This is a genomic window from Porphyromonas sp. COT-290 OH860, from assembly GCF_000768935.1.
Lineage (GTDB): Bacteria > Bacteroidota > Bacteroidia > Bacteroidales > Porphyromonadaceae > Porphyromonas.
Map to the genome: position 1 here is coordinate 1 of NZ_JRAR01000048.1, position 2,467 is coordinate 2,467.

Annotated in this window: 2 protein-coding genes; both read right to left on the minus strand. The window is 45.9% G+C overall.

Annotated features, from left to right (window positions below; translation table 11 throughout):
- Nucleotides 1-293 precede the first annotated feature (293 nt).
- Nucleotides 294-1,562: a hypothetical protein gene (locus HQ41_RS04885; RefSeq protein WP_044188714.1), complete on the minus strand. Its 1,269-nt coding sequence runs from the start codon at nt 1,560-1,562 to the stop codon at nt 294-296.
- Nucleotides 1,559-2,056 (minus strand): hypothetical protein, encoded by a 498-nt coding sequence (locus HQ41_RS04890; protein WP_044188716.1) that lies wholly within the window; start codon nt 2,054-2,056, stop codon nt 1,559-1,561. The genes HQ41_RS04885 and HQ41_RS04890 overlap by 4 nt, the downstream gene beginning before the upstream one ends.
- Nucleotides 2,057-2,467: the final 411 nt, after the last annotated feature.

The following is a 2,467-nucleotide window of genomic DNA, read 5'->3' on the forward strand; positions in this document are numbered from 1 at the left end:
AACATCAAAGCTATGAACGATTTTTGACAGGTGGCGGGCTAGCCCGCCACCTGTCGTTCTTATAACCATAGTGTTGCGTTAGAAAATGGAAAGTACAATATCCCATAGAGCACCAAGGCAAGACATTGCGCTGTATATTAATGGTAAATACGCACCCTCCCAAAACTACTTGCGACATTTGATACCTCTCTTAGCATCTTACATTTTACACACTTTGACGTACCTAAAAGGGGCTGCGGACAAATTCAAATTTATCCACAGCCCCTAGGATACTTGTGACGTATCTCAAATCTCTAGTTAGAGTTGAGGCGTATCTGCCCAGCCGTAGTCGAGCGTAGAGGCACGACATCAGCCTTGGGTTTTACACTCCCGCCTGCTGGCTCTGGCAACGTCTTGACCGGAGCTAGCACAGGCTCACCCCATTTGTCATCGCCATTTTTACCTATGGCCACTAGATAATACTCCGTGTTAGCTAGGAGGTCACGCCACTCACCTACATCGGTCGTAGTAGAGATTGGGAAGTTGATAGAGTTGGGCTGGTCCTTGAGAAACTGAACAAACCCGGCAGGGTCCTCGTCATACTTAGCCTTCTCAACCAGCATAAAGCGGAAGACACTGGTATTCTCGTCTGGGTCTGCCTGTGCTTTGATCTTATCGTGGGTTACCTCTAGGATTGTGATTTTTGGCTTAGAGGGCTTGCTCGTACCTTTCTTTAGGGTCATAACGTCAAAGACATGCAGATCGGAGGGCTGTCCCGCCTCATCTAATAGTACCACATAGACCCCATGCAGTGTATTCGGGATTAGCTGGTTGTAGCTGAGAGATACATTCCCTGTATGTGGCTTCCTTGTTCTAAAGTCTGTACCAAAGGCCTTGATATACTCTTCTAGATTGGGGAACTCGCCAAAAGGAGTTTGCTTATAAGCCTCTTTCATACTTTCCTTTTCACCACCAAGGAAATAGTATCCCTTGACATCTTTGTTGGGTTTGAGTGTTACTTTGAAGCTACTATGAGTCACGTCTGTAAACTCCGCCTCTATACTGGGAGAACCAACCAGAGGGAAATCTGGAATACTAAACGTATAACGTGTTAGTGGCCCAACCGTAGACTGCTCATCTTCTCCATAAGCATAGACCGTATAAGTCGTTTTGCGTGTCAGCCCCTGCAAGTTGCCAGTGAAAGCGCCAAAGCGGATTGGCTCTTGTACATCTTCCTTTAGACGCATGATCAGCATTTCGTCTGGCGCATTCTTGACCTTCCACTCCTCGATTACCTTCATTTTCCAGCTCTGGACATCCTTTTGGGGGAGAACGCTGATATCCCCTTTATCCCTTTCCTTATAGTCGAAAGTGATCTTGAAGCCCATATCGTACACCCTATTGCTGAATGTGATGGAGTCGATCTTATCGACAAAGTAACCTTGTGTCACAGGCCTATACCCCTCTGCAATAGGCTTGAAGTGTAGGGTCATCTTATGCTTCTTATTGTCCTGTGCATGGAGCATAGTCAAGCAGCCAAAGCCAAGTAGTAGGACGGATAGGAATAGAGTTAGCTTCTTCATAATTTCTTGAATTTAAGTGTACGATTATTGATACGGATCAGATAAACTCCAGAGGCCAAGCCAGCCGTAGAGATCCACTCTCCATTGCGATAATAAGAGGTCTGATGTACAAGTCCGCCATCTAGACCGAATACCAACAAGGGGAAACCTTCTTCCTCCGGAAGCCCCAAGATAGCCACCCCTTGGTCGGAGCTAGCTATACGCAAATCCTTTTGATCTAGGATAGACTCAATGCCGACATTGTTTTTCGTTTCAAAAACAATCTTGGCGACAGATGTTAGGGGATTGCTGACGGACTTCTCGTTGTGTAAAAGAATCGTCATATTACCATCCTCAAACGAAATACGCCTAATCTCATGCAAAGCTACATTCACTGGCTCTCCACCTCTGTGGCTGTATAGCTTCAATTTGTCTACAAAAGGCGTATCTCCCTCGCCGTGGAGTGTAGGCGCCAGAAGCGTCGCTACCAATGTGGTAAGAAGATACTTTTTCATGCTAAAAAATTAAAAAATCATGTAGGGTAGAAACTAGATAAGCTCAAGTCTAAGCGAGATTGTGCCCACTCGGAGCTCATAAAGGATCATTTATCTACGCCATTTGACCTGCGCAGCCTCCCGCCGTGTGATGCGAGAGGGAAGAGTAAGGATAAGCACCGAGGTCTTCTACCGAGATTGGAGCAACATAGACTTATCTCTAGAGTTATCGGCTCCTCGGAGGACAGTGGGACAAGCGTAAACCGCTAGATTAACTCTGGTGTATGTGCCTATTTGTTCTTTTGCATTCGCTAAGCGCAAATATAACAAAAAGAGACTATTGCGCAATGCGCCGCTCAAAGTTTCTTGTATCTTTCTCGATGTTTTTTGAGTGTTTGAGCGGCTTTGGGAGCCTTGAATACTATCCCCCTA

Excerpts from the sequence above, each read along its gene's own strand:
- HQ41_RS04885 (WP_044188714.1), bottom strand. The coding sequence starts at position 1,562 with ATGAAGAAGCTAACTCTATTCCTATCCGTCCTACTACTTGGCTTTGGC.
- HQ41_RS04890 (WP_044188716.1), bottom strand. The coding sequence starts at position 2,056 with ATGAAAAAGTATCTTCTTACCACATTGGTAGCGACGCTTCTGGCGCCT.